General features: G+C 60.2%; 23 protein-coding genes and 2 pseudogenes. 11 read left to right on the forward strand and 14 right to left on the reverse strand.

Going from position 1 to position 23,909, the window contains the following annotated elements; translation table 11 throughout:
- Positions 1–9 precede the first annotated feature (9 nt).
- From PSH87_RS28000 to PSH87_RS28015, 4 genes and pseudogenes are all read left to right on the forward strand, one after another.
- Positions 10–645 carry a hypothetical protein gene (locus PSH87_RS28000; RefSeq protein WP_305431870.1) on the forward strand — a complete coding sequence of 212 codons (636 nt, stop codon included), beginning with the start codon at positions 10–12 and terminating at the stop codon, positions 643–645.
- A 112-nt stretch (positions 646–757) separates the two neighbouring features.
- A pseudogene (locus PSH87_RS28005) lies at positions 758–1,052 on the forward strand (RHS repeat-associated core domain-containing protein); the annotation flags it as partial.
- Positions 1,053–1,145: 93 nt separating this feature from the next.
- Positions 1,146–1,391: a hypothetical protein gene (locus PSH87_RS28010; RefSeq protein ID WP_256204504.1), complete on the forward strand. Its 246-nt coding sequence runs from the start codon at positions 1,146–1,148 to the stop codon at positions 1,389–1,391.
- Between the two features lie 192 nt (positions 1,392–1,583).
- Positions 1,584–1,850 carry a hypothetical protein gene (locus tag PSH87_RS28015; RefSeq protein WP_305431871.1) on the forward strand — a complete coding sequence of 89 codons (267 nt, stop codon included), beginning with the start codon at positions 1,584–1,586 and terminating at the stop codon, positions 1,848–1,850.
- Between the two features lie 96 nt (positions 1,851–1,946).
- On the opposite strand, the gene PSH87_RS28020 is transcribed toward PSH87_RS28015, so the two are convergent.
- From PSH87_RS28020 to PSH87_RS28035, 4 genes are all read right to left on the reverse strand, one after another.
- The gene (locus PSH87_RS28020) at positions 1,947–3,062 is read right to left on the reverse strand and encodes a hypothetical protein (protein WP_305431873.1); all 1,116 of its coding nucleotides are present in this window, start codon (positions 3,060–3,062) and stop codon (positions 1,947–1,949) included.
- 264 nt (positions 3,063–3,326) lie between these two features.
- Entirely contained in the window at positions 3,327–3,602 is a 276-nt protein-coding gene (locus tag PSH87_RS28025) for an HU family DNA-binding protein (protein ID WP_003213368.1), read from the reverse strand.
- Positions 3,603–3,793: 191 nt separating this feature from the next.
- Entirely contained in the window at positions 3,794–4,942 is a 1,149-nt protein-coding gene (locus PSH87_RS28030) for an NAD(P)/FAD-dependent oxidoreductase (protein WP_305431874.1), read from the reverse strand.
- A gap of 36 nt (positions 4,943–4,978) precedes the next feature.
- A complete protein-coding gene (locus PSH87_RS28035; protein WP_015886569.1) occupies positions 4,979–5,146 on the reverse strand; it encodes a rubredoxin in 168 nt (55 codons plus the stop codon).
- Between the two features lie 196 nt (positions 5,147–5,342).
- On the opposite strand from PSH87_RS28035, the gene PSH87_RS28040 reads away from it, so the two are divergent.
- Entirely contained in the window at positions 5,343–5,906 is a 564-nt protein-coding gene (locus tag PSH87_RS28040; RefSeq protein ID WP_026137078.1) for a chorismate lyase, read from the forward strand.
- The gene (gene ubiA / locus PSH87_RS28045; RefSeq protein WP_017738986.1) at positions 5,906–6,796 is read left to right on the forward strand and encodes a 4-hydroxybenzoate octaprenyltransferase; all 891 of its coding nucleotides are present in this window, start codon (positions 5,906–5,908) and stop codon (positions 6,794–6,796) included. Before PSH87_RS28040 ends, ubiA begins: the two co-directional genes overlap by 1 nt.
- A 106-nt stretch (positions 6,797–6,902) precedes the next feature.
- On the opposite strand, the gene PSH87_RS28050 is transcribed toward ubiA, so the two are convergent.
- Positions 6,903–7,280 carry a hypothetical protein gene (locus PSH87_RS28050; protein WP_305431876.1) on the reverse strand — a complete coding sequence of 126 codons (378 nt, stop codon included), beginning with the start codon at positions 7,278–7,280 and terminating at the stop codon, positions 6,903–6,905.
- 153 nt (positions 7,281–7,433) lie between these two features.
- Between PSH87_RS28050 and phoB the strand changes: the two genes are divergently transcribed.
- The 3 genes from phoB to PSH87_RS28065 all read left to right on the forward strand — a co-directional run bounded on the left by phoB (position 7,434) and on the right by PSH87_RS28065 (position 11,105).
- Positions 7,434–8,123 (forward strand): phosphate regulon transcriptional regulator PhoB, encoded by a 690-nt coding sequence (gene phoB, locus PSH87_RS28055; protein WP_003231714.1) that lies wholly within the window; start codon positions 7,434–7,436, stop codon positions 8,121–8,123.
- An 84-nt stretch (positions 8,124–8,207) separates the two neighbouring features.
- A complete protein-coding gene (gene phoR, locus PSH87_RS28060; RefSeq protein ID WP_305434377.1) occupies positions 8,208–9,494 on the forward strand; it encodes a phosphate regulon sensor histidine kinase PhoR in 1,287 nt (428 codons plus the stop codon).
- Positions 9,495–9,764: 270 nt separating this feature from the next.
- On the forward strand, positions 9,765–11,105 hold the full coding sequence (locus PSH87_RS28065) for a hemolysin family protein (RefSeq protein ID WP_017738989.1): 1,341 nt from the start codon (positions 9,765–9,767) through the stop codon (positions 11,103–11,105).
- A 3-nt stretch (positions 11,106–11,108) separates the two neighbouring features.
- Here PSH87_RS28065 and PSH87_RS28070 read toward each other — a convergent pair whose 3' ends face one another.
- From PSH87_RS28070 to PSH87_RS28110, 8 genes and pseudogenes are all read right to left on the reverse strand, one after another.
- On the reverse strand, positions 11,109–11,771 hold the full coding sequence (locus tag PSH87_RS28070; RefSeq protein ID WP_305431877.1) for a M23 family metallopeptidase: 663 nt from the start codon (positions 11,769–11,771) through the stop codon (positions 11,109–11,111).
- Between the two features lie 191 nt (positions 11,772–11,962).
- Entirely contained in the window at positions 11,963–12,871 is a 909-nt protein-coding gene (locus tag PSH87_RS28075) for a response regulator (protein WP_305431878.1), read from the reverse strand.
- Positions 12,872–13,039: 168 nt separating this feature from the next.
- Entirely contained in the window at positions 13,040–13,801 is a 762-nt protein-coding gene (gene phoU, locus PSH87_RS28080) for a phosphate signaling complex protein PhoU (RefSeq protein ID WP_017738992.1), read from the reverse strand.
- Positions 13,802–13,871: 70 nt separating this feature from the next.
- Positions 13,872–14,705, reverse strand: coding sequence for a phosphate ABC transporter ATP-binding protein PstB (gene pstB, locus PSH87_RS28085; RefSeq protein ID WP_017738993.1), 834 nt, complete (start codon positions 14,703–14,705; stop codon positions 13,872–13,874).
- A gap of 211 nt (positions 14,706–14,916) precedes the next feature.
- Complete coding sequence (pstA, locus tag PSH87_RS28090) at positions 14,917–16,587, reverse strand: phosphate ABC transporter permease PstA (RefSeq protein WP_017738994.1); 1,671 nt, start codon at positions 16,585–16,587, stop codon at positions 14,917–14,919.
- A 15-nt stretch (positions 16,588–16,602) separates the two neighbouring features.
- Positions 16,603–18,638, reverse strand: a pseudogene (locus PSH87_RS28960) (ABC transporter permease subunit).
- A 485-nt stretch (positions 18,639–19,123) separates the two neighbouring features.
- Entirely contained in the window at positions 19,124–20,110 is a 987-nt protein-coding gene (locus PSH87_RS28105; RefSeq protein WP_305431880.1) for a phosphate ABC transporter substrate-binding protein PstS, read from the reverse strand.
- Between the two features lie 234 nt (positions 20,111–20,344).
- Entirely contained in the window at positions 20,345–21,634 is a 1,290-nt protein-coding gene (locus PSH87_RS28110) for an MFS transporter (protein ID WP_305431881.1), read from the reverse strand.
- 239 nt (positions 21,635–21,873) lie between these two features.
- On the opposite strand from PSH87_RS28110, the gene PSH87_RS28115 reads away from it, so the two are divergent.
- Together PSH87_RS28115 and PSH87_RS28120 are read left to right on the forward strand one after the other, a co-directional pair.
- Positions 21,874–22,278, forward strand: coding sequence for an acyl-CoA thioesterase (locus tag PSH87_RS28115; RefSeq protein WP_003176975.1), 405 nt, complete (start codon positions 21,874–21,876; stop codon positions 22,276–22,278).
- 57 nt (positions 22,279–22,335) lie between these two features.
- Positions 22,336–23,235: a D-hexose-6-phosphate mutarotase gene (locus PSH87_RS28120; protein WP_305431882.1), complete on the forward strand. Its 900-nt coding sequence runs from the start codon at positions 22,336–22,338 to the stop codon at positions 23,233–23,235.
- A 117-nt stretch (positions 23,236–23,352) separates the two neighbouring features.
- Here the strand turns inward: PSH87_RS28120 and PSH87_RS28125 are convergent, their stop codons facing one another.
- Entirely contained in the window at positions 23,353–23,889 is a 537-nt protein-coding gene (locus PSH87_RS28125; RefSeq protein WP_017738999.1) for a DUF3299 domain-containing protein, read from the reverse strand.
- Between the last annotated feature and the right edge of the window lie 20 nt (positions 23,890–23,909).

The raw sequence follows: 23,909 nt of genomic DNA on the forward strand, positions 1-23,909 counted from the left end.
AATCTAAATATGCTTATTCTGCAAGAAAGTGAAGCTTCTGCCCTGACGGACGGCATTCAGATACGTCAAATGAGCCACCACATCACCCAGATATTCATGGCCTTGCTGCCAAAAGCCGAAATAAACGGCAGCAGCAAAATAGTTGTGTCACTAGGCCCTCGTGGCGACGAAGATCTATTTGATAATGTCTTGGGTGTGACAAATATCTTTGTAGAAGACTTCGACTTCAAACGTTTTCTCTCTCTCGATCGTTTCAACCAAGACAAGCTGCTGCTAGAGACGCTACGTCGCGCACTCATCGTGATTGCAGAAAGAAAAGAATCCAACTCTATGGCGACCGAGCTTATAAACTCGACCGCCGAAGCCGTATTGGAAACCCACTTTGAGCTAGACACTCCAATTAAAAAGCTTTCAAAAACCAGTAAAGACAAAAAGTACAAAGTCAACGCTTTCAGAACGTTGAATGCTGAGGTTGGTGAAGGTTGGTACTGCGAAGTACACAATTCAACACAACGCAAAATCTGGATGCATGAGCTTCCCGGCTATATTGATCGAAGTGACCTATTTAAAAGCGCAGAACTGTCTGAAGGCATCTACCAAGTAAAAAATCGCCTCAACAAAGTCGTATTTGAAATAATTATCTGACAAAAAAACCATGAGTTCCTCTAGAGTGGCACAGGATACCTAAACAAGAAAACACAACAATATTCATGCATCAAACGAACCCGCCCGAGGTAAAGGGGACTGATTTATTTACCTGAATGGGTTGCCGGAACAGCTCACCCAAGCGGATGGGCATGAGGTCTGGCGGGCGACTTATCGGGTGTGGGCCAACACGCTGGAGGAAGTGCGCGAGCCGTATTACATCGAGGACAGAACCCGCGGTTTCGGGGGCAGTATCTGGACCGGGAGACGGGGCTGCATTTCAATACGTTCAGGTTTTATGATCCGGATGTGGCGCGGTATGCTGCACCGGATCCGATTGGGTTGGTGGGGGGATCAACCTCTACAAGTACGCACCCAACCCTATTTCATGGATTGATCCATGGGGGCTGATCAATCTGAATACCCACGGGGCCGTAGGTAATTTTGGCGTCTATGAGATTCGAATAGATGGTGAGCTGCACAAATACGACAAGGCCGATATGAACCGCGTGACAAAATCTAGCGGCGACCCGACCAGGCTTCACCAGCAGGTAGAAAAACTAGAACGTCTAAATCCTGGAAAAACGATCAAGGGAACTGTTGTGCAAAGCGGTATAAGTTCGACCCAGGCAGCGAAGACCATTGAAACGGCGAAATTGGACGCTCACTTCGAAAAAACAGGTGGTCAAATTCCCGAAGGATATAGAAAAAGCTATAAAGGTCCTGAACCGCTCTGCGGCAAATAGAAGAGGTCAATAATGCGCACCCCATTCCCTCTCGCTATCGGCGGCCTGTTCCCAGATCCTGGCGCTGTATTTTTTGTATCGCACCTCGTTAGCCGGATTATTCGTGAACAATTGGAACATCGAATAGTCGACACCGAGGAATTCGATAAAAAATAGGGCGACAACTATTGGCTGAGTTCAAAAGACTCCAGCATGGCTGACTTAACGGACCTCAAAATCATGGGACCTGAAGTGTCGAAAAGAAATAAAACAGTCAGCTACTCTTTGAAAATGCCTCATCAGCCCATCAATGAAGATCCAACGAGTCATGAACAATACCTTGCCTATCATGAACGAGCCGTGAAGGAAATATTTGACGCTCTCCCAATACATCTATCAGAGCCCGTAGAAAATATTTACGCCGCCATACCTCAGGAAGTGCAAACGTTACCGGCAGCACAGCTGAAGAGCCCAGAATAAATTAAAACCCGGCCTGAAAATTATCATGGATACATGGGGCTGATTTATTTACCATTCTTTTTATAGACCAAATAAATCCGCCCCCTTTATCCCTATTTATTCAGCATCTTCTGCATCTGCTTGCGCGTTTCTTATCAGCCGCTTCAGCATTTTGTTCATGTGCTCATAGCGCTTCTCAACGACCGCCATACGAGACGCTGCCGTCGGCGTTTCCGATGACTCCGGCGCCACATAGGGGTCGTAGATAAGCCCGTATCGTTTCGCGATTTCTTTCATCTGGTCTTCTGTGGCATTCATCCTGCTTTCAAGAGCGTTCAAGCGTGAGTCAACATCAGTTGCCGCGCCAGGATCCTTACCCACCGCCTTGGCATCCGGCCCCTCATTAATGGAGAGTATGCTGTTGACCATTACTTCCGTTTTTATTTCAGCGCTTTCAAGACGTGCGTCTAATTTTTGCTGTTCCGTCGCGGAAGGATCGTTGGTGCTTACCCTACCGTCTGCGTTCCTTTTTTCAGCGCCCGGCATTTTGGCTTGTGCGTCAATCCTGTCCGTTATGGCGCGAGAAGCTATATGCTCCCCGGCGGTAAAGGGCAAACCAGTAAGTGTGCTTACGCCATGATTTATAAACGCGCTACGAGCACCGCTGGCGAGCTCACTCGATATTGGCGGAAGCACATTTTTTTTGTGCAAATCGGAAATTGTTTTCGAGCTATTGACGGCATCGTTCGACCCATTTGGCCCACCCGCAGGCTTGGGTGGTTTCGTCGATGGTGGCTTAGTCCCCGCTGGCGGTTTGGTATTCGCTGGCGGCTTAGTCTCCGCTGGTGGCTTGGTATTCGCCGGCGGCTTAGTCTCCGCTGGTGGCTTGGTATTCGCCGGCGGCTTAGTCTCCGCTGGTGGCTTGGTATTCGCTGGCGGCTTAGTCTCCGCTGGTGGCTTGGTATTCGCTGGCGGCTTTTTCTTAGGTGCCTTTGTCTTCGGGTTATTGAAAAAAACAGAGCTAGCGCGCTTAGACCTCGCTTGCACCTCCTCTTCACTCGCCATCGGATACTGGGAAGAACGCCCGCTCTCATTACCCAAATCGCGTTCAACTCTCAAGCCGCTCGCAACGTCCTGCTGTTTATCTGTAACTATCGGCGCTTTGCCCCCCTGAGTGCCGGGTTGAGCCGACGGGATCTGCAAATGGGTATACGGCTGATCAGACAGTTTCATAACGACACCTCTTAAATTCGATTGAGAGAGTGCTTCCTGCAACCTCAACCTTTAAGTGAGCGTTCACACATAGAGGTTCCGGCATTTAAAAAAAAACGCACCAAGACGAATACAAGCCGTTGCAACCCCCGTCTGCTCAAGCCATTTAAACGTGCATATGAACCTGAACACCGACTTGCTTTGCCCCAACAAAAATGGGCACCCGACCCAGTCGGCGTGCCCATTTTTTCTACCACCCCGCCTCCCTTCGAGGCGATACCGCTATTACGGGTTGACGCTGTCTTTGAGCGACTTGCCCGGCTTGAACGCAACGGTGTTGCTGGCCTTGATCTTCACCGGCTCGCCGGTTTGCGGGTTCTTGCCGGTGCGGGCGCCGCGATGGCGTTGCAGGAAGGTGCCGAAGCCAACCAGGGTGACGCTGTCCTTGCGGTGCAGGGCGCCGGTGATTTCTTCGAGAACGGCGTTGAGGACGCGGTTGGCCTGTTCTTTGGTGAGATCCGCTTTTTCAGCGATGGCGGCTGCGAGTTCTGGTTTACGCATGAGTGAAGCCTCTTTGACGGTTTTTTGTTGTTATGTCCGTGCTGCTCTCTAACGGAGCAGCGCCCAAGGCGCCGCAGGCTCTACTCTGCGGCAGACGGGAGTGAGGATGGCATGCCCTCCGACGCTGCGCCAGTGTCGCGGCGACCTTTCTGGGGGTAGGAACGTGCTGATTCCGACAGAACGACCGCTATTTACGCCAGCAACGGTGGAAGTTCTTTGTTCAGGGCCAGTTTGTCCATGACAGCGCCGCCGGTCAGCGCATAACCCAGCAGGCGGCCGCTGGCGTCGCGGCACAGCGCCTTGATATCGGCACCCTGGCCTTCGACGCTCCACACGCCTTCGCTGCCCCGTGGCGGTGGCGAAACCACCAGCGGGCAGATCGGGGTTTTCACGGTGATGGGCATTGGCCCGTAGCTGACCGCCGTCGCATTGCCGGCCAACGTCTGGGCCAGGGCGCGGGCGCAGCTCATCAGTGGCATCACGTACAGCAGGTTCAGGCCATCGACCTCGGCGCAGTCGCCCAGGGCGTAGATATTCGCGTGGGAGGTCTTGAGGTGGCGGTCTACCGTGACCCCGCGGCCGGTCTGCAAGCCGGCGGCGGCGGCGAGGTCGACCCGTGGACGCAGGCCGATGGCCGAGACCACCAGGTCACAGTGGATCACTTCGCCGTCCGACAGGTGCGCTTCCAGGCCACCAGCGCTGCGCTGCAAGCGGTTGAGCACCGGGCCCAGGTGGAAACGCGCGCCGAGGCCTTCCAGGCCAGCCTGCACCGCAGCGGCAGCCGCCGGGTGCAGCAGGGTCGGCATGACTTGCTCGCACGGCGCCACCAGGTCGATCTCGTAGCCGCCGAGGATCAGGTCATTGGCGAACTCGCAGCCGATCAGGCCGGCACCGAGCAGCAGCACGCGGCGCTTGCCGGCCGCTGCGGCGCGAAAGCGCGCGTAGTCTTCCAGGTCATTGATCGGGAAAATCAGCTCAGCTCCATCGCCTTCCACCGGCACACGCACGGTTTCGGCGCCCCAGGCCAGGATCAGGTCGCGATAGGCCACCGCCTCCTCGCCGATCCACAGGCGCTTGTGGCCCGGGTCGATGCCGCTGATGCGGGTGTGGGTGCGCACTTCGGCCTTGAGTTGCTCGGCCATGGCGCCAGGTTCAGCCATGCTCAGGCCATCGGCATCCTTGTTCTTGCCAAAACCGGTGGAGAGCATGGGCTTGGAGTAGGAGCGGCCGTCATCCGCGGTGATCAGCAGCAATGGGGTCTCGCTGTCGAGCTTGCGAAACTCCCGGGCCAGGTTGTAGCCGGCCAATCCGGTGCCGATGATCACGACAGGTGCGTTCATGCCCTTCTCCTTGTAGTAGGTTTATTTGCTTAAAAATTAACCGATTTCGATCATTTCGAAATCCATCTTGCCCACGCCGCAGTCCGGGCACAGCCAATCTTCCGGGACGTCTTCCCAACGGGTGCCAGGCAGGATTCCGTCATCCGGCCAGCCGTCTTTCTCGTCGTAGATCAGGCCGCAGACTACACATTGCCACTTCTTCATTACTTGCTTCCTCAGGGTCCAGGCCTCTTGGCCGACGGTCGATAGATCCAGCGTTGCCGTACGGCTCAGGGCGTTTTGTACTGATCGGGGCGTGCAGATGCAAGCATGATCGACGCAAACGGCCGGCCCACCCCGGCAAAAGCCCAGGGTGCCATGGTAAGCTCGCCGCCTCTTTTGCTGCCAATACTGACTCACCGTGCCGCACTCAATCGCCCTTTCCGATGCTTGCCAATGGCTGACCCAGAGCCTTCTGCGCCCAATGCCGGCGCCCCTGACCGTCAATTGGCTGTTCAACGAAGACTCGCTGACGCGCCGGCTGACGTGGCTGTCCCGGGACGGCTTCAGCGTGACGCCACTGTTCGAAGGCTGGCAGCCGCTGCGGGACGACGAATGCGCCGCCCTCGGGCTCGCGCCAGCCACCGTCGGCTGGGTACGCGAAGTGTATTTGCGCGGGCAAGGCCAGCCCTGGGTGTTTGCCCGCAGCGTGGCGTCGCGCAGTGCGTTGCAAGGTGATGGGCTGCACATGGATGAGCTGGGCAGCCGCTCGCTGGGCGAATTGCTGTTCTGCGACCAGGCGTTCACCCGCCAGGCGATCGAGGTGTGCCATTACCCGCGCCACTGGTTGCCAAGCGCCGATCAGGCCGACGGGCTGTGGGGTCGGCGCTCGCGTTTTGATCGCGGGGCCTTGAGCGTATTGGTCGCGGAAATCTTCTTGCCGAGCTTCTGGCATGCCTTGCATGCCCACCCGGAGAACTGCTGATGTATCAACGTCTGCTCAAGTCCTTGAACCACCTGAACCCCAGGGCGTGGGATTTCATCCAGCTGACGCGCATGGACAAGCCCATCGGCATCTATCTGCTGCTGTGGCCGACGTTATGGGCGCTGTGGATCGCCGGCAAGGGCTCGCCGTCTTTGCTCAATATCGTGATTTTCGTGCTCGGCGTGGTGCTCACCCGTGCCGGCGGCTGCGTCATCAATGACTGGGCCGACCGCAAGGTCGACGGCCATGTGAAACGCACCGAGCAGCGTCCGCTGGTGAGCGGCAAGATCAGCTCGAAAGAGGCCCTGGTGTTTTTTGCCGTGCTGATGGGCATCAGTTTCCTGCTGGTACTGCTGACCAATGCCAGCACCATCCTGCTGTCCCTCGGCGGCCTGGCGCTGGCGGCGAGTTACCCGTTCATGAAGCGCTACACCTATTACCCGCAGGTGGTGTTGGGTGCGGCGTTTTCCTGGGGCATGCCGATGGCATTCACCGCCGAGACCGGCAGCCTGCCCGCCACCGCGTGGCTGCTGTATATCGCCAACCTGTTGTGGACGGTGGGTTATGACACCTATTACGCCATGACCGACCGCGACGACGACTTGAAGATCGGCGTGAAGTCCACGGCCATTCTGTTTGGCGATGCGGATCGCGTGATCATCCTGACTCTACAGGGGTTGGCGCTGGTGTGCCTGTTGCTGGCGGGCGCGCGGTTTGAGCTGGGGGGCTGGTTCCACTTGGGCCTGGTTGCCGCGGCGGGCTGTTTTGCCTGGGAGTTCTGGTACACGCGGGACAGGGATCGGCTGAAGTGCTTCAAGGCGTTCCTGCATAACCACTGGGCGGGGTTGGCGATTTTTGTCGGGATTGTGCTGGATTACGGGTTGCGCTGATTGTTCTGACGCCATCGCGGGCAAGCCCGCTCCCACAGTTTGAATTGCGAACACCTTCAAATGTGGGAGCGGGCTTGCCCGCGATGCTTTTAGCCGCGCCTCGGGCTCAAGGCTTGATCACATGCCACGCCCCACCCTTGCCATCCCCGGTCTTGTCCCCGGCCTTCATGTCATCCTTATAGGTGTACACCGGCTTGCCTTTGTAAGCCCACTGGCTGGTCTGGTCATCACGGGTGATCACCGTCCAATCCCCCATCGGCTTGTCGGTGGACTCAGCCTTCAACGGCGGCCAGTTCGTCGCGCACTGGTCCTTGCACACGGACTTGCCATCGGCATCCTTGTCGAAGGTGTAGAGCGTCATCCCTTTGTGATCCACCAGCATCCCGTCTTTGGTCATCGCCGGGTCCATTGCGAAGGCCAGGGTCGGCAGCGTCAACGCGGCCGTTACCAACAGGGCTTTCCAGGAAACAGTGCGGTAAGTCATCGGAACCTTCCTTTTTTGGTTGTCAGGATTCGGACCCAAAGCGTAGTCCAGAGAGACGCGGATTGCCCAAGCGACTAAATTACTGTCACACGACTGCAATAATTCCGTTATCTAATGCGGCGCAAGACAGTTAAATGACAAGAGGATTTAGGCATGGTTGGCAGGAGCATTCTGATCGTTGACGACGAAGCGCCCATCCGCGAGATGATCGCCGTTGCGTTGGAAATGGCCGGCTACGACTGCCTGGAGGCAGAGAACTCCCAGCAGGCCCATGCCATTATCGTCGACCGCAAGCCGGACCTGATCCTGCTCGACTGGATGCTGCCCGGCACGTCCGGCATCGAGCTGGCCCGCCGCCTCAAGCGTGACGAGCTGACCGGGGATATCCCGATCATCATGCTCACCGCCAAGGGCGAAGAGGACAACAAGATTCAGGGCCTGGAAGTCGGCGCCGATGACTACATCACCAAGCCATTTTCCCCACGTGAGCTGGTCGCGCGCCTGAAAGCCGTACTGCGCCGCGCCGGCCCGACCGATGGCGAAGCGCCGATTGAAGTCGGCGGCCTGATCCTCGACCCCATCAGCCACCGCGTGACCATCGACGGCACGCCGGCCGAGATGGGCCCCACCGAATACCGCCTGCTGCAATTCTTCATGACCCACCAGGAACGCGCCTACACCCGTGGCCAGCTGCTCGACCAGGTCTGGGGCGGCAACGTGTATGTGGAAGAGCGCACCGTGGATGTGCATATCCGTCGCCTGCGCAAAGCCTTGGGCGATGCCTACGAGAATCTGGTACAAACCGTGCGCGGTACTGGCTACCGGTTCTCCACCAAGGGCTGAGCCAGCCGCTTTTCTTGACTTAAACAGCTGACAAGGACGCATGTTCAAGTGAACCAAAACTGGCATGGCACCCTGATCCGCCACATGCTCCTGCTGGTCACCGGCTGCCTGCTGGTAGGCCTGATCAGCGGCTACTACGGCTGGAGCCTGGCCATCGGCCTCGGCCTGTACCTGGGCTGGACCCTCAAGCAATTGCTGCGCCTGCATGAATGGCTGCGCCAGCACAAACCCGACGAAGCGCCACCCGACGGCTACGGCCTGTGGGGCGAGGTGTTCGACAGCATCTACCACCTGCAACGCCGCGACCAACGGGTACGCGGGCGCCTGCAAGCGGTGATCGACCGGGTGCAGGAGTCCACTGCGGCGCTGAAAGACGCGGTAATCATGCTCGACAGCGACGGCAACCTGGAATGGTGGAACCGCGCCGCCGAAACCCTGTTGGGCCTGAAGACACCCCAGGACAGCGGCCAGCCGGTGACCAACCTGGTGCGCCACCCGCGCTTCAAGGAATACTTCGAGCAGGACAACTACGAAGAAGCCCTGGAAATCCCCTCGCCCACCAACGACCGCGTGCGCATCCAGCTGTACCTGACGCGCTACGGCAACAACGAGCACCTGATGCTGGTACGCGACGTGACCCGCATCCATCAGCTGGAACAGATGCGCAAAGACTTCGTCGCCAACGTCTCCCACGAGTTGCGCACACCGCTGACGGTGATCTGCGGCTACCTGGAGACGCTGCTGGACAACGTCGACGAGATCAACCCGCGCTGGAGCCGCGCGCTGCAACAAATGCAGCAGCAGGGTTCACGCATGCAGACCCTGCTCAACGACCTGTTGCTGCTGGCCAAGCTGGAGGCGACCGACTATCCGTCGGACAACCAACCGGTGGCCGCGCAGAGCCTGTTGCAGACCATCAAGAACGACGCCCAGGCGCTGTCCGGCCAACGCGGCCAGCAGATCACCCTGGAAGCCGACCCGCAGGTCTTGCTCAAGGGCAGCGAAGGCGAATTGCGCAGCGCGTTTTCCAACCTGGTGTTCAACGCCGTCAAGTACACCCAGGACAAGGGCACCATCCGCATCCGCTGGTGGGCCGACGACCAGGGCGCGCATTTGAGCGTGCAGGATTCCGGCATCGGCATCGACGCCAAGCACCTGCCGCGCCTGACCGAGCGCTTCTACCGCGTCGACTCCAGCCGTAACTCCAACACCGGCGGCACCGGGCTCGGTCTGGCCATCGTCAAGCACGTGTTGTTGCGCCACCGCGCGCGCCTGGAGATCAGCAGCGTGCTGGGCCATGGCAGCACGTTTACCTGCCATTTCCCGCCGTCGCAGGTGACCCGCTCGCGCGTCCTCAGTACCGATGAATAACCCACAGGCGACACAGGACTAAATGTGGGAGCTGGCTTGCCTGCGATAGCGGTATATCAGTAAACACATCGGTAACGGGTACACCGCTATCGCAGGCAAGCCAGCTCCCACAGTGGATTTGCATCGCTTTCAAAGACCCATTCCATGTCCCACCCGGCAGCAGCCACTAGGCAAGCGCCCCATCAGCCGCTACATTGGCCGACCTGCGCCCGCTTTTGCGGCTCACCTGCCACCCCTTAATTGAACACACGGAACCTGCAAAACCCCATCATGGACCCTTCCCCTGGTATCACCCTCGCCACACTCTTCGCCGACTTCGGCATGATTCTTTTTGCACTGGTCCTGGTACTGCTCAACGGTTTCTTCGTTGCGGCGGAATTTGCCATGGTCAAACTGCGCTCCACCCGGGTCGAGGCCATCGCCCACACCAACGGCTGGCGCGGGCAGATCCTGCGCACCGTACACAGCCAGCTCGACGCCTACCTGTCGGCCTGCCAGCTGGGTATCACCCTCGCCTCCCTCGGCCTGGGCTGGGTCGGTGAGCCGGCGTTTGCGCACATTCTTGAGCCATTGCTGGGCGCCGTGGGCGTCGAGTCGCCGGAAGTGATCAAGGGCGTGTCGTTCTTTGCGGCGTTCTTCGTGATTTCCTACCTGCACATCGTGGTCGGTGAGCTGGCGCCCAAGTCCTGGGCCATCCGCAAGCCCGAGCTGTTGTCGCTGTGGACGGCGGTGCCGCTGTACCTGTTCTACTGGGCCATGTACCCGGCGATCTACCTGCTCAACGCCAGCGCCAACGCCATCCTGCGGATCGCCGGCCAGGGCGAGCCTGGCCCGCACCATGAGCACCATTACAGCCGCGAAGAGCTCAAGCTGATCCTGCACTCCAGCCGTGGCCAGGACCCCAGCGACCAAGGCATGCGCGTACTGGCCTCGGCCGTGGAAATGGGCGAACTGGAAGTGGTCGACTGGGCCAACTCCCGGGAAGACCTGGTCACCCTGGACTTCAACGCCCCGCTCAAGGAAATCCTCGCGCTGTTCCGCCGCCACAAATTCAGCCGCTACCCGGTGTATGACGCGGTGCGTAACGAATTCGTCGGCCTGTTGCACATCAAGGACCTGCTGCTGGAACTGGCAGCCCTGGACCACATCCCCGAGTCGTTCAACCTGGCCGAGCTGACCCGCCCGCTTGAGCGCGTGTCGCGGCACATGCCGTTGTCGCAGCTGCTGGAGCAGTTCCGCAAAGGCGGCGCGCACTTCGCCCTGGTGGAAGAAGCCGACGGCAAGATCATCGGCTACCTGACCATGGAAGACGTGCTGGAAGTGCTGGTGGGCGACATCCAGGACGAACACCGCAAGGCCGAACGCGGCATCCTCGCCTACCAGCCGGGCAAGCTGCTGGTGCGTGGCGACACGCCGCTGTTCAAGGTCGAACGCCTGCTGGGCGTGGACCTGGACCATATCGAAGCGGAAACCCTGGCCGGCCTGATCTACGACACCCTCAAGCGGGTGCCGGAAGAAGAGGAAGTGCTGGAAGTTGAAGGCTTGCGGATCATCATCAAGAAGATGAAAGGGCCGAAGATCGTCCTGGCCAAGGTCCTGCTGCTGGACTGACCCTCAATTGCCCAACGCAAAGTTGGGCAAGGCGCCCACCGGCTGGTTGAACTCATACGGGATCGACACCAGCCCCGCCTCGGTGGCGCGCTGCACGACGAAATGCAAGTGTGGCCCGCTGCTGTTGCCGGTATTGCCCGACAGCGCCAGCGGGCTGCCCACCGCCACACGCTGCCCTACCTGCACGCTGACCGACCCTTGCTTGAGGTGCAGGTACACGCCCTCGGTGCCGTCGTCATGGCGCACCCGCACAAAATTGCCCGACGCATCACTGCCGCGCCCGGCCTGCGCGTTCTCGGTTTTCACCACCATCCCGCTGCGCGCCGCAATGATCGGCGTGCCTTCGGGCATGGCGATGTCCATGGCGTAGCGGCTTTTGCTGTCGGTGTGGCTGAAACTGCCGTTGGGCCCCTGGCTCAGGCGGAACGGACCGCCGCGCCAGGGCAGCGGGTAGCGGTAGGCTTGTTGTGGATAAGTCGGCGTGGGCCTGTCGAGCAGCGGGCGCACGCGCTTGCGCTCCTGGATCACGAACGCCTGCGCGCCGGGGGTTTGCCGGTCGCTGTAGAACACGTTGCCGTTGGCATCGATGGATTTGTAGACGGTCATGGCCTGTGCCGAAGGAGCGACCCAGGCCAGTGCGCAGCACAGCAATAGACGCGTGAGCATAGCGTGAACCTGCCGGGATGACTGAACGGCAGGTTAGCGGGAGATCATGACAACACTATGTGCATCAATGAAGTTCCAATGTGGGAGCGGGCTTGCCCGCGATGACAGTGTGTCAGACACAGATCATGTGTCAGATGCACCGCTATCGCGGGCAAGCCCGCTCCCACAAGGGTTAGGTGTCGTTCTGGGGGTCACGCACCCGGCACAAAATGCTTCTGTGCAGTACCACGGGCGATCAGGCGGGAGATGTAGTCGAGCTTCTGCGCGTCCTGGTCGATAAACCGGAAGGTCAGTTGCAGCCAGTCGCTGTCGGGCTTGGGCTCGTGGGCGACAACGGCGTGCAGGTAGCCGTTGAGGCGTGCGACTTCGGCGTTGTCGCCTTGTTCCAGGTCGAGTACGGCGCTTTCCAGGACCTGCGGCAGGACTTCACCGCGACGCACCACCAGCAGCGCTTCCTTGATGCTCAAGCCCTTGATCACGCATTGCTGGGTGCCGCTGGACAGGCGCAGTTGGCCTTGGCCGCGGCCGCCTGCTGGTGCTGCTGCAGGTGCTTGTATCGGCGGGCTGTTGAGCAGGCCTTTGCTGGGCGCAGGGGCGGCGGCGGAAACCGGGGCGGCACGTACGGTCTCGGCCTTGCCGCCGGTCAGGGCGCTCAGGGAGTCGTTGCCAAAGGCCGAGTTCATCTTGGTCGGCGCACTGGCGACCAGGGCGTCGAGACGGCCGATCTTGTGCAGGGCCTGCTTGACCTTGTTCAGCAATTGCTCGTTGGTGAACGGCTTGCTGACGTAACCGGAAACACCGGCCTGGATCGCCTGCACCACGTTTTCCTTGTCGCCACGGCTGGTCACCATCACGAACGGCATGGCCTTGAGGTGCGGTTGCTCACGGCACCAGGTCAGCAGTTCCAGGCCGGACATCTCGGGCATTTCCCAGTCGCACAGCACCAGGTCGAACGTCTCGCGCATCAGGATGGCCTGGGCCTTTTTGCCGTTCACCGCGTCTTCAAGCTTGATCCCGGGGAAGTAGTTGCGCAGGCACTTCTTCACCAGATCGCGGATAAACGAGGCGTCATCCACCACCAATACACTGACTTTACTCATCGACCCTTCATCCTATAAAAACTTCGGCACGCAAGACGCCTGACTGGTGGCATTTTGCCAAAACTCGCTAGTCACAGTCGGACTTTATTGCTTCCGCTGCGCAAAAAATTCGGAGGCCACAAACGAAAACGCCCGGCCAAAGGCCGGGCGTTTATTTCTCGGGCAATCTTACTTATCGTCAGCTTCGCCCGGAACATTAGGGATTTGATCGACCGAACCTTCAACTTCAGCCTTCATGCGCTTGAGGCCCATGTGCCGTACGTCGGTGCCACGCACCAGGTAGATCACCAGCTCCGAGATATTGCGCGCGTGGTCGCCGATGCGTTCCAGCGAACGCAGCACCCAGATGATGCTCAAGACCCGCGAGATAGAGCGCGGGTCTTCCATCATGTAGGTGGCCAGCTCACGCAGCGCGGTCTTGTATTCGCGGTCGATGATCTTGTCGTACTGGGCCACCGACAACGCCAGTTCGGCGTCGAAACGGGCAAAGGCGTCCAGCGCGTCGCGCACCATGTTGCGCACCTGGTCGCCGATGTGGCGCACTTCCACGTAACCGCGCGGGGCTTCGCCTTCTTCGCACAGCTGGATGGCGCGGCGGGCGATCTTGGTGGCTTCGTCGCCGATGCGCTCGAGGTCGATCACCGACTTGGAGATGCTGATGATCAAACGCAGGTCGGACGCCGCCGGTTGGCGACGGGCCAGAATGCGCAGGCATTCTTCGTCGATATTGCGTTCCATCTGGTTGATCTGGTCATCGATCTCACGCACTTGCTGGGCCAGGCCCGAATCGGCCTCGATCAGCGCGGTCACGGCGTCGTTGACTTGCTTCTCCACCAGACCGCCCATCGCCAGGAGGTGGCTGCGCACTTCCTCAAGCTCGGCGTTGAACTGCGCGGAGATGTGGTGGGTAAGGCCTTCTTTGCTAATCATGTTGGCGTCCTTGGAGCGTCCGGTAAGGTGCGGAGAACCGCAGCATCAGTGCAATGAGAACCACGGCTGACTAGCCGTAGCGACCGGTGATGTAGTCTTCGGTCTGCTTCTTCGCCGGATTGGTGAACAGAGTATCGGTATCACCGAATTCCACCAGCTTGCCCATGTACATGAACGCGGTGTAGTCGGAAACCCGCGCCGCCTGTTGCATGTTGTGGGTCACGATGACGATGGTGAACTTGGATTTGAGTTCGTAGATCAGCTCTTCGACTTTCAGCGTCGAGATCGGGTCGAGTGCCGAGCACGGTTCGTCGAGCAGCAGCACTTCCGGTTCCACGGCGATGGTGCGCGCGATCACCAGACGTTGTTGCTGGCCGCCGGACAGGCCGAGGGCCGAGTCGTGCAGACGGTCTTTCACTTCGTCCCACAACGCCGCGCCTTTCAAGGCCCACTCAACCGCTTCGTCGAGGATGCGTTTCTTGTTGATACCCTGGATGCGCAGGCCGTAGACCACGTTTTCGTAGATGGTCTTGGGGAACGGGTTGGGCTTCTGGAACACCATGCCCACACGACGACGCAGCTCGGCCACGTCTTCGCCCTTGCGGTAGATGTTGGTGCCGTAGAGGTTGATTGCACCGTCTACGCGGCAGCCGTCCACCAGGTCGTTCATGCGGTTGAAGGTGCGCAGCAGCGTGGACTTGCCGCAGCCCGACGGGCCGATGAAGGCGGTCACGCGCTGCTTGGGAATGTTCATGCTGACGTCGAACAGCGCCTGCTTTTCACCGTAGTACAGGCTCAGGCCCGGCACTTCGATGGCCACGGTTTCCTGGGCCAGGCTCAGGCTCTGCTTGTCGCGACCCAGGGCCGACATGTTGATGCCGTGGGTGTGGGTTTCATGTTGCATGGGATGCTCCCTGTGCTACCAATTCGTTTCGTTGAACCGCCTGTGGCGGCCTACTCAAATTCTGTGTCTGACGCTGGCCCCTGTGGGAGCTGGCTTGTGTGGGAGCTGGCTTGCCTGCGATAGCATCACCGCTGACTGACTGACTCACCGAGGTGCCTGCATCGCGGGCAAGCCCAGCTCCCACACAAGCCAGCTCCCACAGGAGACCGCGTTAGCTGTCCAACGCTTTGTATTTTTCACGCAGGTGGTTACGAATCCACACTGCCGACAAGTTGAGCGTGGCGATCACCAGCACCAGCAGCAAGGCGGTGGCGTACACCAGTGGCCGTGCCGCTTCGACGTTGGGGCTCTGGAAGCCGACGTCATAGATATGGAAGCCCAGGTGCATGATCTTCTGGTCCAGGTGCAAGTACGGGTAGTTGCCATCCAGCGGCAGCGACGGCGCCAGTTTCACCACACCTACCAGCATCAGCGGCGCCACTTCACCGGCGGCGCGGGCCACGGCGAGGATCATGCCGGTCATCATCGCCGGGCTGGCCATGGGCAGCACGATCTTCCACAGCGTTTCCGCCTTGGTCGCGCCCAGTGCCAGGGAGCCTTCACGTACGGTGCGCGGGATGCGCGCCAGGCCTTCTTCGGTGGCCACGATCACCACCGGCACCGCCAGCAGCGCCAGGGTCAGCGAGGCCCACAGCAGGCCCGGCGTACCGAAGGTCGGCGCCGGCAGGGCTTCGGCGAAGAACAGGCGGTCCACCGAACCCCCCAGTACATACACGAAGAAGCCCAGGCCGAACACGCCGTAGACGATGGCCGGGACACCCGCCAGGTTGTTCACGGCGATACGGATGATGCGCGTCAGGGTGTTCTGCTTGGCGTATTCCCGCAGGTACACCGCCGCCAGCACGCCGAACGGGGTCACGATCATCGCCATGATCAGGGTCATCATCACGGTGCCGAAGATGGCCGGGAAGATCCCGCCTTCGGTGTTGGCTTCCCGTGGGTCATCGCTCAAGAATTCCCAGACCTTGCTGAAGTAGAAGCCGATCTTGGTAAAGGTGCCCATGGCGTTCGGCTGGTAGGCGTGCACCACTTTGCCGATGCCGATCTCCACTTCCTTGCCGTTGCCGTCACGGGCGGTCAGCGCGTCACGGTTGAACTGGGTGTGCAGGTCGGACAGGCGCGCTTCGATGTCCTGGTAACGGGCATTCAGCTCGGCGCGGTCGGCGTCCATGTCGGCCTGGGCGGCAGCGTCGAGCTTGCCTTCCAGTTCCAGCTTGCGACCGTGCAGGCGGATGCGTTCGAGACCGGCGTTGATCGCGCCGATATCGGTTTTTTCCAGGCTCTTGAGCTGGGCGGCCAGCTTGTTCACACGGTCGACGCGGGCTTGCAGCTCCGGCCACGCGGCCTCGCCTTCGGCGATGACCTTGCCATCTTGCTTGACGTTGACCAGGGTACCGTAGAAGTTACCCCACTCACGACGCTCGATGGCCATCAGCTCGACCGGCTTGGTCTGGTCCTTCAACCACTCGCCGACGATCCAGGTGAAGTCGTTGCCGTTCAAGTCCCGGTTGCCGACCTTGATCAGCTCGCGGGTCATGAATTCCGGGCCTTGGTCCGGCACGGGCAGGCCAGCGCTTTTCAGGCGCTCGCGGGGCACTTCTTCCTTCTGCACCACTTCGCCGATGACGATATGGTTGGCCTGGCCCGGCACGCTGTAGTTGGCCTGGATCAGGTCGGCCGGCCAGAAGTGGCCCAGGCCACGTACGGCAATCACGGCCAGCAAACCAATGGTCATGATGACCGCGATGGACACCGCGCCACCGCTGATCCAGACGCCTGGGGCGCCGCTCTTGAACCATCCATTCAGGGAGTTCTGTTTCACAGACTTCTACCTTTCTTAAAGCGACGAGTATTTCTTGCGCAGACGCTGACGGATCAGCTCGGCGAGGGTGTTCATGATGAAGGTGAACAGCAGCAGCACCAGCGCCGAGAGGAACAGCACACGGTAGTGACTACCGCCCACTTCCGACTCCGGCATCTCCACCGCAACGTTGGCCGCCAGGGTGCGCAGGCCTTCGAACAGGTTCATCTCCATCACCGGGGTGTTGCCGGTGGCCATCAGCACGATCATGGTCTCGCCGACGGCGCGGCCCATGCCGATCATCAGCGCCGAGAAAATCCCCGGGCTAGCGGTCAGGATCACCACGCGGGTCATGGTCTGCCACGGCGTGGCACCCAGGGCCAGCGAGCCCAGGGTCAGGCCGCGCGGTACGCTGAACACGGCGTCTTCGGCGATGGAGTAGATGTTCGGGATCACCGCGAAACCCATGGCCAGGCCGACTACCAGGGCGTTGCGCTGGTCGTAGGTGATGCCCAGGTCGTGGGAGATCCACATGCGCATGTCGCCGCCGAAGAACCAGGTTTCCAGGTAGGGGCTCATGTACAGCGAGAGCCAGCCCACAAACAGGATCACCGGGATCAGGATCGCGCTTTCCCAGCCATCGGGAACGCGCAGGCGGATCGACTCAGGCAAGCGGCTGAAGATAAAGCCGGCCACCAGGATGCCAATCGGCAACAGCATCAACAGGCTGAAAATCCCCGGTAGATGCCCCTCGACATACGGCGCGAGGAACAGGCCGGCGAAGAAGCCGAGGATCACCGTCGGCATCGCTTCCATCAGTTCGATCACCGGCTTGACCTTGCGGCGCAGGCTCGGGGCCATGAAGTACGCGGTGTAGATGGCAGCGGCAACAGCCAGCGGTGCGGCCAGCAGCATGGCGTAGAACGCCGCCTTCAGCGTACCGAAGGTCAGTGGCGCCAGGCTCATCTTGGGTTCGAAGTCGGTGTTGGCGGCGGTCGATTGCCAGACGTATTTAGGCTCGTCGTAGTTTTCGTACCAGACCTTGCTCCACAACGCGCTCCACGAGACTTCCGGGTGCGGGTTGTCGAGCAGCAGCGGTTGCAGCTTGCCGCCGGCTTCCACAATCAACGCGGTTGGCCCGTGGCGACAGGCCGAATACGCCTTGGCCATCGACCACCGGATCCACCAGCAGGGTGCGGTGGGCGGTGCTGTGGAACACGCCGAACTTGCCGGAGGCGTCGAGGGCAGTGAAGCCTTTGCGACGTTCTTCGGCGGTGATTTCAACGATAGGCGCGGTGCCCATCTGGAAGGTGCGGATCTGCTTGAGGTGCTGCTCGCCATCCGGGTCGCGGGCCATGAACCACTGGGCCAGGCCGCCTTTGGAGTTACCGACGATCAGCGAGATACCCGCCCACCAACTGGGTGCTGGCGGTGATTTCGGCATCGCCACTTTCCAACAATTTGTATCGACCGTTGAGGCTCTTGTCCCGTAGGTTGAATACATCGGCCAGGGCACGGCCGTTGATCACGTACAACCATTGCTGGCGCGGGTCGATGAAGATCGCCTTCACCGGCTCGGTCATTTGCGGCAGCTCGATACGCTTCTGCTCGCTGGTGACTTCGCCCGTCATCATGTTTTCTTCGCGGCTCAGGGACAGCACGTTCAAGTGCGAACCCGCGGAGCCGGCAACCACCAGGGTGGAATCCGTAGCGTTGAGCGCGACGTGCTCCAGCGGGCGACCGGCGTCATCGAGGACGATCGGCGTTTCGCCGTAGGGGTATTCGATCGCGGGCGAAATGGTTTTCTTGCCGTCCGGGTAGGACACCTTATAGGTGTGGCGGAACACCATGGACTGGCCATTGGACAGACCCAGGATCACCAGCGGGCTGCCGGGCTGGTCTTCACCGATGGAGACGACCTGGCTACCGGCCGGCAACGGCAGGTCGACACGCTTGAGCTCGGCGCCAGTGTCCACGTTGAAGAACAGTGCCTGGCCCTTGTCGGAAACCCGCATGGCGACCTGGTTCTGCTCTTCGAGCGAGATCATCAACGGCTTGCCGGCGTCCTGGATCCAGGCCGGGGTCAGTGCGTCTTCCTTGGTCAGCGAGGCGCCTTGGAACAGCGGCGCAACCACGTAGGCGAGGAAGAAGAAGATCAGCGTGATTGCACCGAGGACGGCGAGGCCGCCGATCAATACATACCAACGGGTCAGGCGATCTTTGAGCGCGCGAATGCGGCGCTTGCGTTGCAGCTCAGGCGTATTGAAATCAATGCGCTTGGGAGGAGAAGTCGTCGTCATGGTGGAATTGGCCAGATCATTCATGCGCACACCCTAGCGATCCTGTATGACAGAAAGATGACAATGCAGTGACGCAAGAAATCCGCCGCGTAGCAGAGCTGGCAGCGGACTAAAAATTAGGAGGCGTAGACGGCTAGTGTGGGAGCGGGCTTGCCCGCGATGGCATCAATACGGTTTCAACTCTACACCGCGTCGCCAGCATCGCGGGCAAGCCCGCTCCCACAGAAAAGCATGCATCTACACCAGGTATTGCAGGCTTACTTGCCGCCTTCTTTCAAACCCAGGTCAGCCAGGGCCTTGGCGGCAACTTTGGCTGGCAGTGGGATGTAGCCGTCTTTCACCACAACTTCCTGGCCCTGTTTGGACAGAACCAGTTTCACGAACTCGGCTTCCAGCGGGGCCAGAGGCTTGTTCGGGGCTTTGTTGACGTAAACGTAGAGGAAACGCGACAGCGGGTATTTGCCGTTCAGGGCGTTTTCTTCGCTGTCTTCGATGAAGTCAGTGCTGCCTTTCTTGGCCAGGGCAACAGTCTTCACGCTGGCAGTCTTGTAGCCGATGCCCGAGTAACCGATACCGTTCAGCGAGGAGCTGATCGACTGCACGACCGAAGCCGAGCCTGGTTGTTCGTTCACGTTTGGCTTGTAGTCGCCTTTGCACAGGGCTTCTTCTTTGAAGTAGCCGTAGGTGCCGGATACCGAGTTACGGCCGAACAGTTGCACTGGCTTGTTGGCCAGGTCGCCGGTCACACCCAGGTCGCCCCAGGTTTTAACGTCGGCTTTGCCGCCGCACAGACGCGTCGAGGAGAAGATCGCATCGACCTGTTCCATGGTCAGGTGCTGGATCGGGTTGTCTTTGTGTACGAACACAGCCAGGGCGTCCACGGCAACCGGGATAGCGGTTGGCTTGTAGCCGTACTTCTGTTCGAAGGCCGCCAGTTCGGTGTCCTTCATTTTGCGGCTCATCGGGCCCAGGTTGGAGGTGCCTTCAGTCAACGCAGGTGGCGCGGTGGCGGAGCCAGCGGCCTGAATCTGGATGTTTACGTTCGGGTATTCTTTTTTGTAGGACTCGGCCCACAGGGTCATCAGGTTGGCCAGGGTGTCAGAACCAACGCTGGACAAGTTGCCCGATACACCGGTGGTTTTGGTGTAGCTCGGGATAGCTGAGTCAACAGCGGCGAACGCGTTAGCAGTCGCAACGCCAGCAGCGACAAAAGTCATGGCCGCCATCAAACGCTTCAGTTTCATGCCTTACTCCTAGCAGATAGGGATAGTTGGATCGGGGCCAAGTATCGGTAGGCCGTGTGAACACTCTATGTCTGGAATATGACAATTAGATGAAAGGCCAGTATTGGCTGTAAACGCGGCAAGGCGGGGAAAGGCTCGTAAACACGGGGGTTCGGGGCAGGAGCGGCGGTGTTTCAGAAATACTCTGTAATGCGATCGCTCCTACATTGCGCAGGAACGATCGCTTTCAAGGCCTTAGCGGGAACGCTTCCACAGATACCCACCCACCAACATCCCCATCACGCACAGCGCGGCGACATAGTAAGCAGGGCCCATCGGGCTTTCCTTCATCAGCAACGACACCGCCAGCGGCGTCAGGCCGCCGAAAATCGCGTAGGCCACGTTGTAGGAGAACGACAAGCCGCTGAAGCGCACCACCGGTGGGAAGGCTTTCACCATCACGTAGGGCACCACGCCGATGGTGCCGACGAACAGGCCCGTCAGGGCGTACAGCGGGAACAGCCAGTCCGGGTGCTGGACCAGGCTGTGGTACAGCGTCCACGAGCTGCACAGCAACAACAGGCAACCGCCGACCAGCACGCGGCCGGCACCGAAACGGTCAGCCAGGGCGCCGGAGAGGATGCAACCCAGGCTCAGGGTAACGATGGCCAGGCTGTTGGCTTGCAGGGCGATAGTCGGCGCAAAGTGATAAACGGTCTGCAATACGGTCGGGGTCATCAGGATGACCACGACGATGCCGGCCGACAGCAGCCAGGTCAGCAGCATCGACAGCACGATGGCGCCACGGTGGTCACGCAATACGGCGCGCAGCGGCAGCTCGGCGGCCAGGGTCTTGCGCTGCTGCATCTCGGCGAAGATCGGCGTTTCATGCAACCAGCGACGCAGGTACACCGACAACAAGCCAAACACGCCGCCCAGCAGGAACGGGATGCGCCAGGCGAAATCCGACACTTCTACCGGGGTGTAGAGGGTGTTGATCGCCGTAGCCACCAGCGAACCCAGGAGGATACCGGCGGTAAGGCCGCTGGTCAGGGTGCCGCAGGCGTAGCCGATGTGGCGCGGCGGTACGTGTTCGGAGACGAACACCCACGCGCCCGGCACTTCGCCACCAATCGCCGCGCCCTGGATGACGCGCATCAGCAGCAACAGGATCGGCGCCCACAGGCCGATCTGCGCGTAGGTCGGCAGCAGGCCCATGATCAGGGTCGGTACGGCCATCATGAAAATGCTCAGGGTGAACATCTTCTTGCGGCCCAGCAGGTCACCGAAGTGAGCCATGATGATGCCGCCCAGCGGGCGCGCCAGGTAGCCGGCGGCGAAGATGCCGAAGGTCTGCATCATGCGCAGCCATTCGGGCATGTCCACCGGGAAGAAAAGTTTTCCGACCACGGTGGCGAAAAACACGAAAATGATGAAATCATAAAATTCCAGCGCCCCGCCCAAGGCAGACAGCGACAGGGTTTTGTAGTCGTTGCGGGTCAGCGGGCGCGAAGGTTGCGCGCTGCTTGCGGGCACGGAGGACATGGCAAGGCTTCTCTTATTAGTCAGAACGGCAGATCCGCTGCGCTGGCTGAGCCAGGGCGGGTTGGGCAAGATAGCAAATCGCCTGGAAAAGCACACCAGAAGCACAGTTGCGCGAAAAAGCCGCAATACAGCGGCTAATTGCCGACCAAATCAGCCACAGACGGTCGTCGCGGCGCAAGGGTCCCGATATACTCGGCCCTTGACGCGCCAGACCCGCAGTCTTGAGAGGCATACCCGGCATGATCGAACTCGAACAAGAAGACCCTATCCCGCAAGGCGACCTCGCCCTGCAAATCACCGCGCTGCCGCGTGAAACCAACGGCTTTGGCGATATCTTCGGCGGCTGGCTGGTCGCGCAGATGGACCTCGCCGGCACCGCCATGGCCAGCAAGGTCGCGGGCGGACGTGTGGCCACCGTGGCCATCGATCGCATGGCGTTCCTGGTGCCGGTCGCCGTGGGCGCGCAGCTGTCCTTTTATACCCAGGCCCTGGAGATCGGCCGCAGCTCGATCCAGATGATGGTCGAAGTGTGGAGCGACGACCCGCTGTCCAGCGAATGGCGCAAGGTCACCGAGGCGGTGTTCGTGTTCGTCGCCATCGACGGCAGCGGCCGAACGCGCTCGGTGCCATCGCGCGCCCGTTAAACCTCGCCGGGTTTTGACGGTCAATTGCCCCATTGCCTGCCATTAAGAGTGCTTGATATGCCTGTGCCCCACGTTGAAACCGTGAAGATCGACGAGCTGGACTGCTGGCGCATCCGCCACAACGGCGCTGAGTTGATGGTGGCCCAACAGGGCGCGCACATCTTCAGTTACGGACGTGACGGCGAGCAGCCGCTGATCTGGCCGAACCCCGAAGCGGTGTTCAAGAAGGGCAAGGGCATTCGTACCGGCGTACCGGTGTGCTGGCCGTGGTTTGGCGTATTTGAGCGCAACCCGCACAGCGTCAAGGCGATGCGCCAGAGCGAGCAGCCGGCCGGCGCCCACGGGTTTGTGCGTACGGCGTTGTGGGAATTGGCTGCGACCGAGCTTGAAGGCGACGCCTTGCGCGTTGACCTGGTATTGCCGGTGCCCGCAGGCGGCTTCCCCGGTTGGCCCCATCAGGTTGACCTGACCCTGAGCCTGCTGCTGGACGAGCAACTGCACATCCGCCTGACCAGCCACAACCGTGGCACCGACACCGTGACCCTCAGCCAGGCGCTGCACACCTACTTCGCCGTGAGCGATGTGCGCAACGTGCAGGTCGACGGGCTGGACGGGACGGCGTATATCGACACCGCTGGCGGCTGGACCGAGAAAAACCAGTCCGGGCTGCTGCACTTCAGCGCCGAGACGGATCGCATCTACCTCGATACGCCGGCGCAGTTGAGCATCGTCGATCAAGACTGGCAGCGTCGCATCCAGCTCACCAGCGAGGGCTCGACGTCCACCGTGATCTGGAACCCGTGGACTGAACGCGCCAAGGCCTTCGATGACATGGCCGATGACGGCTGGACGGGGATGTTGTGCATCGAGACGGCGAATGTGCTGGATGATGTTGTTGAATTGGCACCCGGTCAAAGCCACACCTTAGGCGTGAGCATCACCGCTACTGCCCTGTAAACCCGATCAAAACTGTGGGAGCTGGCTTGCCTGCGATAGCATCAACTCGGTACTACTGATACACCGAGGTGCCTGCATCGCAGGCAAGCCAGCTCCCACATTGATTTGTGCCGGGCTTTAGAGATCGGACTCTTTTACTACGCGCACTTTCCCCGCATCCAGCGCATAAGCGGCGTCGGCCAAGTCGTTGTTGACCTTTTCGACCTTGAGCGTCCCCGTCACCCACAACGGCGTGTAGATATCATCCAGCTTCAACCCCTTGGGATAACGCACCAGCACCAGCTGGTTAGGCGGCGGTGGCGGCACGTGGATGCACGCGCCTGGGTAGGGCACCAGGAAAAACAGCGTGCTGCGGCCCTTGGCGTCGGTTTCCAGCGGCACTGGATAGCCGCCGATGCGGATGTTCTTGCCGTTCATCGCCGCCACGGTCTTGGTCGAATACATCACCGCCGGCAAGCCTTTGCTCTGCTTCAGGCCACCTTTATCGGTGAACGTGCCTTGGGCTTCGGGGGAGTTGTGGTCGATCTCGGGCATGGTTTCGAGGGCTTTCTGGTCCGACAGTGGCATCAGGTCGAGCCAGTCGGTTTCCGGCAGTTCGCCGGCGTGCGCAAGGCCAGAGCCGAGCAGGAGGAGAGTCAACAGAAGACGGCGCATGGGGAGCAGCTCGGCAAGGA

Source organism: Pseudomonas sp. FP453, assembly GCF_030687495.1.
Lineage (GTDB): Bacteria > Pseudomonadota > Gammaproteobacteria > Pseudomonadales > Pseudomonadaceae > Aquipseudomonas.

Coding starts and splice junctions, on each gene's coding strand:
- ubiA (WP_017738986.1), top strand. CDS start 5,906: ATGTATCAACGTCTGCTCAAGTCCTTGAACCACCTGAACCCCAGGGCG.
- phoB (WP_003231714.1), top strand. CDS start 7,434: ATGGTTGGCAGGAGCATTCTGATCGTTGACGACGAAGCGCCCATCCGC.
- pstB (WP_017738993.1), bottom strand. CDS start 14,705: ATGCAACATGAAACCCACACCCACGGCATCAACATGTCGGCCCTGGGT.
- PSH87_RS28115 (WP_003176975.1), top strand. CDS start 21,874: ATGATCGAACTCGAACAAGAAGACCCTATCCCGCAAGGCGACCTCGCC.
- PSH87_RS28125 (WP_017738999.1), bottom strand. CDS start 23,889: ATGCGCCGTCTTCTGTTGACTCTCCTCCTGCTCGGCTCTGGCCTTGCG.
- PSH87_RS28075 (WP_305431878.1), bottom strand. CDS start 12,871: ATGAGTAAAGTCAGTGTATTGGTGGTGGATGACGCCTCGTTTATCCGC.
- PSH87_RS28120 (WP_305431882.1), top strand. CDS start 22,336: ATGCCTGTGCCCCACGTTGAAACCGTGAAGATCGACGAGCTGGACTGC.
- PSH87_RS28010 (WP_256204504.1), top strand. CDS start 1,146: ATGAACCGCGTGACAAAATCTAGCGGCGACCCGACCAGGCTTCACCAG.
- PSH87_RS28070 (WP_305431877.1), bottom strand. CDS start 11,771: ATGCTCACGCGTCTATTGCTGTGCTGCGCACTGGCCTGGGTCGCTCCT.
- phoR (WP_305434377.1), top strand. CDS start 8,208: ATGCTCCTGCTGGTCACCGGCTGCCTGCTGGTAGGCCTGATCAGCGGC.
- PSH87_RS28025 (WP_003213368.1), bottom strand. CDS start 3,602: ATGCGTAAACCAGAACTCGCAGCCGCCATCGCTGAAAAAGCGGATCTC.
- PSH87_RS28035 (WP_015886569.1), bottom strand. CDS start 5,146: ATGAAGAAGTGGCAATGTGTAGTCTGCGGCCTGATCTACGACGAGAAA.
- PSH87_RS28105 (WP_305431880.1), bottom strand. CDS start 20,110: ATGAAACTGAAGCGTTTGATGGCGGCCATGACTTTTGTCGCTGCTGGC.
- PSH87_RS28030 (WP_305431874.1), bottom strand. CDS start 4,942: ATGAACGCACCTGTCGTGATCATCGGCACCGGATTGGCCGGCTACAAC.
- PSH87_RS28110 (WP_305431881.1), bottom strand. CDS start 21,634: ATGTCCTCCGTGCCCGCAAGCAGCGCGCAACCTTCGCGCCCGCTGACC.
- PSH87_RS28000 (WP_305431870.1), top strand. CDS start 10: ATGCTTATTCTGCAAGAAAGTGAAGCTTCTGCCCTGACGGACGGCATT.
- PSH87_RS28020 (WP_305431873.1), bottom strand. CDS start 3,062: ATGAAACTGTCTGATCAGCCGTATACCCATTTGCAGATCCCGTCGGCT.
- PSH87_RS28015 (WP_305431871.1), top strand. CDS start 1,584: ATGGCTGACTTAACGGACCTCAAAATCATGGGACCTGAAGTGTCGAAA.
- PSH87_RS28050 (WP_305431876.1), bottom strand. CDS start 7,280: ATGACTTACCGCACTGTTTCCTGGAAAGCCCTGTTGGTAACGGCCGCG.
- phoU (WP_017738992.1), bottom strand. CDS start 13,801: ATGATTAGCAAAGAAGGCCTTACCCACCACATCTCCGCGCAGTTCAAC.
- PSH87_RS28065 (WP_017738989.1), top strand. CDS start 9,765: ATGGACCCTTCCCCTGGTATCACCCTCGCCACACTCTTCGCCGACTTC.